This is a genomic window from Paenibacillus sp. GM1FR, assembly GCF_002803315.1.
Classification (GTDB): Bacteria; Bacillota; Bacilli; order Paenibacillales; family Paenibacillaceae; genus Paenibacillus; species Paenibacillus amylolyticus.
Map to the genome: position 1 here is coordinate 22,136 of NZ_MKZL01000032.1, position 6,972 is coordinate 29,107.

At 47.7% G+C, this 6,972-nt stretch carries 6 protein-coding genes; all 6 read left to right on the forward strand.

Annotated features, from left to right (window positions below):
- The first annotated feature begins 155 nt into the window (after positions 1 to 155).
- Positions 156 to 1,046, forward strand: a complete 891-nt coding sequence (locus PAEAM_RS20045) for a carbohydrate ABC transporter permease (protein WP_036611613.1) — start codon at positions 156 to 158, stop codon at positions 1,044 to 1,046.
- A gap of 26 nt (positions 1,047 to 1,072) precedes the next feature.
- Complete coding sequence (locus PAEAM_RS20050; protein WP_036611483.1) at positions 1,073 to 1,915, forward strand: carbohydrate ABC transporter permease; 843 nt, start codon at positions 1,073 to 1,075, stop codon at positions 1,913 to 1,915.
- 56 nt (positions 1,916 to 1,971) lie between these two features.
- On the forward strand, positions 1,972 to 3,393 hold the full coding sequence (locus PAEAM_RS20055; protein WP_100528728.1) for an arabinan endo-1,5-alpha-L-arabinosidase: 1,422 nt from the start codon (positions 1,972 to 1,974) through the stop codon (positions 3,391 to 3,393).
- A gap of 561 nt (positions 3,394 to 3,954) precedes the next feature.
- The gene (locus tag PAEAM_RS20060; RefSeq protein ID WP_047841921.1) at positions 3,955 to 4,935 is read left to right on the forward strand and encodes a glycoside hydrolase family 43 protein; all 981 of its coding nucleotides are present in this window, start codon (positions 3,955 to 3,957) and stop codon (positions 4,933 to 4,935) included.
- A gap of 194 nt (positions 4,936 to 5,129) precedes the next feature.
- Entirely contained in the window at positions 5,130 to 5,975 is an 846-nt protein-coding gene (locus PAEAM_RS20065) for an EcsC family protein (protein ID WP_100528726.1), read from the forward strand.
- 58 nt (positions 5,976 to 6,033) lie between these two features.
- Positions 6,034 to 6,522 (forward strand): prolyl-tRNA synthetase associated domain-containing protein, encoded by a 489-nt coding sequence (locus tag PAEAM_RS20070; protein WP_100528727.1) that lies wholly within the window; start codon positions 6,034 to 6,036, stop codon positions 6,520 to 6,522.
- The last annotated feature ends 450 nt before the right edge of the window (positions 6,523 to 6,972 follow it).

Genomic DNA, 6,972 nt, shown 5'->3' on the forward strand with positions numbered 1-6,972 from the left:
GATAGGAAAGGGTGATGCCGGCAGCCTGCAATCATGCTGCTGGCATCATTCGTATTGGAACTTATTGGATTCCATACGGGCATGTGGCATTCGTTGATCGACAAGGTTCAATCGAAGAATGCCACATGCTGATACTAGAAACAGGGGTGAACGCCGTGATTACGAAATCGAGTTTGTATCGCAAAGAGATGCTGTACGGATATCTGTTTATTTTACCTCCGATTCTTGGATTGCTGATCTTTGTCATGTTCCCGTTCCTCTACTCCCTTTATGGTTCCTTTACGGATTGGGACGGACTGGGACAGATGAACTTTATCGGTTTGGCCAACTTCAAGGATTTGCTCACGGATGACCTCTTCTACAAAGCGATGTTTAATACATTCTTCCTGATGCTTGGTATTCCAATTGGATTGTTGCTCGCATTATTGCTGGCAATGGGTCTGAATCGTAAAATTCCCGGCACGACGACATTCCGTGTGATCTATTACATTCCGGTTATTTCTTCCCTCGCTGCGGTGTCCATCATGTGGAACTGGGCGTACAACGGGGATTACGGTCTGGTGAACCAGTTCCTTGACCTGTTTGGGATTAAAGGTCCTAACTGGCTAGCGAACAAAGACACGGTTAAACCGGCTTTGATTATTATGACGGTGTGGAAAGGCTTGGGATACACGATGTTGTTGTACCTGGCAGCACTGCAAAGTGTATCACGTACATACTACGAGGCGGCTGAGCTGGATGGAGCGAACGGGTTCCAAATCTTCCGCAATATCACCTGGCCTATGGTGAAGCCAGTTACCTTTTTCCTCATTGTCACAAATATCATTGGCGGTTCCCAGATCTTCACCGAGATGAACATTATGACACCTACGGGTGGTCCTGAATATTCTTCGGCATCGATCGTTTTCTACATCTGGCAGAAAGCATTCAGTAACTTGCAGATGGGTTATGCCTCAGCGATGGCCATGATTCTTGGTATTTTCATTTTTGTCATTACCCTGGTGCAATTCAAAATGAACGAAAAATCAGCCTATGATGGGGATTGATTGTCAAGGAAAGGAGTGAACCGGAGATGTCTTACAGTCAAAAGAGGAAATTAACAAACTCGATCATTTTTATCGTACTCGCGATTGGTGCGATTGCGATGATTGCACCACTGATCTGGATGTTGTCCACGTCATTGAAGGAGAAGCAGGATGTGTTCGCGCTTCCGCCTGTATGGATACCTGAAGTATTCCAATTTGGTAAGTATAAAGAAATCTGGGAAGCCGGTCCCCTACTCAGCGGGATCAAAAACAGTCTCATTGTCGCGGTGAGTGTAACGGTGGTGGGTACGTTTACGTCCAGTATCGCAGCATTTGCTTTTGCCAAGTTAAGATTCCCGCACAAAAACAAACTGTTTCTCGCGTTGCTGGCATCCATGATGATTCCTTATCCAACAGTCATGATCCCACAATTCATCATGTTTGCAAAGCTGGGCTGGGTGGATACGCTGTTACCACTGATCGTTCCAGGACTGTTCGGTAACGTAATCATGATCTTTTTCCTGCGCCAGTACCTGCTTAGTGTACCTGATGCAATTATTGAGGCGGCCAAAATCGATGGAAGTTCCTACTTCCGGCTGTACTCCAGTATTACGTTTCCGCTCATCAAACCGGCGATTGCTGCACAGCTGATTCTCTGGTTCATGGGCATCTGGAACGATTATCTGGCACCTATTATTTATCTGAATTCACCGGAGAAGCAGACGTTACAGCTCGTTATAGCAAACTTTAATGCCACGTATGCGATTCAAACCGATTACCCGCTTATTATGGCGGCGTCGATTGTGGCTCTGTTACCTGTATTAATCATCTTCCTGATCTTCCAGAAACAGATTATTGAATCGGTTGCGATTTCGGGAGTGAAGGGATGAATCAGCGGAAGAAATTCCGACGGTGGTCGAATTCAGGAAAAGGAGTGGTTGCTTCCATGTTGTTATTGTTGGTTGTTGGAGCTGCGGGTTGTTCCGGAGAAGGAGCAGGAGAAACGGTGTCCCGTCCCGTCTTTCCTGAAGCTCCTCAAGATACTCAGTTGTATGACACTTCAATTTTGGACGATGAATCACGCTGGACGGTGAACAATGCGCATGATCCGGCCATTATCAAAACAGACCAGGGATACTACGTCTATTCCACAGACGTTCGTGTAGCAGGAGAAGCGAAACCCGGTGTCATGGTACGTAAATCAGATGATCTGATTAACTGGAAATGGGTAGGTCAGGCTCTGCCGGGCATTCCGCAAGAAGCGTTGGACTGGACAGGTGCGGTCAATCTGTGGGCACCGGATGTGATCCAGGCTGGTGATACCTATCGGATGTATTATTCGGCTTCTTCTTTTGGCAGTACCCAGTCGGCTATTGGTCTTCAGACATCCTCATCTCCCGAAGGTCCTTGGACAGATGAAGGACTGGTTGTGAAAACTTCTGCGAATGAACAGGACAAATTAAATGCCATTGATGCCAATCCCATCGTAGATGCTGACGGCAATTCGTGGATGGTATATGGTTCATTCTTTGACGGAATCTACATTGCGCCACTTGATCCCGATACCGGGAAATTCAAGGACGAGGGTTATGGTACTCGCATTGCCGCTCGGGATCGTGCAACTGAAGAGGGCGCAGTGGAAGGTCCATACATTGTGTATAACCCGGAGTTCAAAAAGTATTATCTGTTCGTCTCCTATGATTCTTTATTCGAGGACTATAACGTGCGGGTCGCGCGTGCTGATTCAATCACAGGACCGTACACGGATATGAACGGCATGAACATGCTGGATACGGATCATCTGCCGCAATATGAGATCGGCACCAAAATTCTCGGCGGTTATCGTTTCACAGAAGGCGAGGGCTGGGTTGCACCCGGACATAACTCCGTTCTGAAGGACGGAGACGATTATTATATTGTGCATCATGCACGGGGCGAGACGGATAAAAACTGGCCCTATCTGCATGTACGCAAAATGTTATGGACCAAGGACGGCTGGCCTGTAGTTTCACCTGAACGGTACGCCGGTGAGACTGCACAGGACATTCCAAAGTCCATGCTGGCCGGGGAGTGGGAAGGTATGGCGCTTGATCCGTCCGTGGACGGACAGATTCAAGCCATGCCTTATACCCTAACAGACAACGGTAAAATTAAAAGCGAAAAAGGTTCAGGAACCTGGACCTTTGATGACAAACAAACACTGACACTGAAGTGGAAAGAAAGCCCATGGGGCGGAGCCTCCACGGAAGAGCTGCAACTGCTGCCGTCCTGGGACTGGGAGCGAAGCCAGCCCGCGCTGATGGTAACAGGCCTCAATGACCACGGTGTGGCAGTCTGGGGCAAGCAGATCAGCGCAGCGGAGGAGTAAGGGGGCGAGCAGCGAGCGCGGTAAGAGCGAGCTGCTGCGCCAAGGTGCACAAGCAGTGAGGGGGAGGAAGGAGCCGTAGGAGCGAGTTTGACATCCGATTTCAACCGCCAAGAGTGGTGGAAAGAGAAATCGGAGGACAAGAGAGCACCAAGGCCCTGCCACCCCCGAACGTCCGCTGTGCAACACAAAGCTAGCCTGTATCTCTGCGGCTAGCCCAGCATTACATGGGGAGAGTTGACCCTGCGAAGCGGTCAACCCCATAAGACCGAGCCAACAAAAAGGCTCGAAGTGAGGTTGTAACCCAGCGAGCGCGGTAAGAGCGAGCTACCGCTCCGAGGGTGCACAAGCAGTGAGGGGGAGGAAGGAGCCGCAGGAGCGAGTTTGGCATCCGATTTCAACCGCTAAGAGCGGTGGAAAGAGAAATCGGAGGACAAGAGAGCACCAAGGCCCTGCCACCCCCGAACGTCCGTTGTGCACCACCCCAAAAGGGTTTTCGCTTTTTCGCAATTGGGTTACATCCCCAACTACGAGCCAAACAACATTTGAAAGGGGAGCATTCCCATGACTGATTCTATTACATTTACTAATCCCATCTTGGAGCAACGCGCTGATCCGTGGGTGTACCGTCATACAGACGGTTACTATTATTTCTCCGCTTCCGTGCCAGCCTTTGACCGGATTGAAATCCGAAGAGCAGAGACGTTGGAGGAGTTAAGAGATGCTGAGCCGGTAACGGCTTGGACGAAGCGTGACACAGGGCCAATGAGTGCCAACATTTGGGCACCGGAGATTCATTTTATCGATGGCAAATGGTACATACACTACGCTGCCGCTCACACCAGTGAGACCAACGAAGGTCTGTTCGATCATCGGATGTATGTCCTGGAGAACGATTCCGCGAATCCACTCGAAGGAGAGTGGGTAGAGAAAGGGCAGATTCACACCCGGTGGGAATCATTTGCGCTGGATGCAACGACCTTTGAACATAAGGGAATCCGCTATCTGGTCTGGGCACAGAAAGATCCCGATATTGTGGGCAACTCCAACCTGTACATTGCCGAAATGGAAAACCCATGGACGCTACGCGGCGAACAGGTTATGATCTCTACGCCAGAGTATGATTGGGAGATCATCGGCTTTAAGGTCAATGAAGGAGCAGCCGTGATGCATCGGAATGGGCGTTTGTTCATCGGCTACTCGGCTAGCGCGACTGATTACAATTATTGTATGGGTCTGCTCACTGCAGATGAAAATGCCGACTTGCTTGATCCGGCCAGCTGGGTGAAATCACCCGAGCCGGTATTCCAGACTTGTGAAGCGAACGGCCAATACGGTCCGGGCCATAACAGCTTTACGGTGTCACCGGATGGCAAGACCGATATTCTGATTTATCATGCGCGTAATTACAAAGACATCGAGGGTGATCCCTTGTATGATCCGAACCGCCATGCCCGTGCTCAAGTGATTCATTGGCGTGAAGATGGCACACCTGATTTCGGTGTTCCGGTCCCAGATGGCAGCGCAGTAGCAGAAGCAAAATAAGAGGTAGTGAAACCTTAATATGAGAGCCCTTAGTTAGCGAGTGATGCTGATTAAGGGCTCTTCTGTGTGTGAACGATAAGATAGAGTGGCCTGAACATAAGTGTCCTGGACACAAAACAAAGCAACCACAACGATGATTTCTGCGTATGAGAGAGATACAGATTACGATGCAGAACCTATTAGGAGGATCACATATGGATTCACGCGAGACGTTGGACAAGGAACTTGAACAGATTTTGAAATGGGAGAAACAACAGAAAGACTTGTTTATTTGGGATAAAATCGGGCGTTTGCCCTTTGCGATGTTGGATAAAGTGATGCCTAAAGCGCTGAAACAGAAGATCGGAGATTCCCTGAACGACGTGGGTCAGTATGTGCAGAATGGGGGCAAGTTTCTCGTACAGAAGAAAAAAGTAGCCAAGCTACTGCAAGAGGAAGCTGAGAGGTGCGGTTATTCCATGATGGATACGACTTATCGTCTGGAGCAGGAATCTGAAGCGGAGGGGACAGCAAAGATTCATAGTGTAGAGAATCTGCCACTTCAGGTGCTGGACCAGGTGGCTGATAACATTACCGAGAGTCGAACGAAGTTTGCCGCGGCTCAGGGAGCAGCTACAGGGTTTGGTGGCATTGTAACCATTGCTGCAGATATTCCGATGGTGATGGGGCTTTCCTTGAAGGTACTGCAAGAGATGGCTCTATGTTATGGTTATGATCCAGATGAACCGCTGGAGCGTATCTTCATTGTCAAATGTCTGCAATTCTCTTCCGCTGATATTGTAGGCAAGAAAGCGATCATTGAAGAACTGGCCGCTTATGATGATCCCGACAAACCCATTGAAGTAGTATCGCAGATGCAGGGATGGCGGGAAGTGTTTAACTCCTACAGTGAATCTTTTGGCTGGAAGAAGCTGTTCCAACTTGTGCCGATTGCAGGCATGGTGTTTGGTTCGGTGAGCAACAAAAATACAATTCGAGATGTCGCCGAAGCAGGCAAAATGTTGTACAAAAAACGGCTGATCCTTCAGCGTTTGAAGTAATATTACAGAAGAAGTCATATTATAGAAGAATATTTATATTGAAAGAGATGAATTTGATATGTTAAACAAACAGGGTTTCTATGATCTTTTAGATCGCAATAATATCGTTTACAAAAGTATTGAACATCCCGCAGTATACACGATGGAGGAAATATTCTCTTATCAGATTCCACATACAGAACGTATCGTTAAAAATCTGTTTCTGCGTGATGATAAGAAGCACAACTATTATCTGGTGACGATTGCTGGGACGAAGTCCGTTGATTTGAGAAGTTTAAGCGAAAAGATACCTAGCCGCAAATTAAGTTTTGCCAGTGAAAAGGATTTGTTGGAATTCCTCGGATTGGAAAAAGGGCACGTCAACCCTATGGGGGTTCTCAATAATATTCAGAAAAACGTGACCGTAGTTTTTGACAAGGATCTAGTTGGTCAGAAAATCGGAATTCATCCCATGGAAAATACGGCGACGGTATTCCTTGAATTTGAAGATGTGAAGGAACTAATTACAGCTCAAGGTAGCAGCGTTGTCATGTGTGACGTGGAATAAACGGTTGAAGCTAAATACGAGAAAAACAAATATAAAAAAGGGTTCCTGCCAGTCTGTGAATACAGAGTTGGCAAGAACCCTTTTGTTATGGTTCAAACATTTTATTAATACTGCAAATGTAGGTGACTGAAGTGAAATCTAACGAACTCAGCAGACGTTATTCGGCGATATTTCACTAATCCCGATTTCTAAAGAATCTCAGACACGTTATTTCTGCATTTCACACGCACATTCCAAGGTTTTCGGCCTTTTTCTCTGGAATAGCGTTGCTCAGATTCTTTAGGTTGCGAAACCGGCAGTATTCGTTCAATTAAGAGCTATCTGGTTCGTTGCTATGAACGTTTTTGTCAAGTCCATCACAAAAAGCTGCTTTTCCCCGAAGCCCTAAGCGCGGGAGTCCATATGCGAGCGACGGTTGGCAAGCTGCTATCCGTGGGTTGGTTACCACAT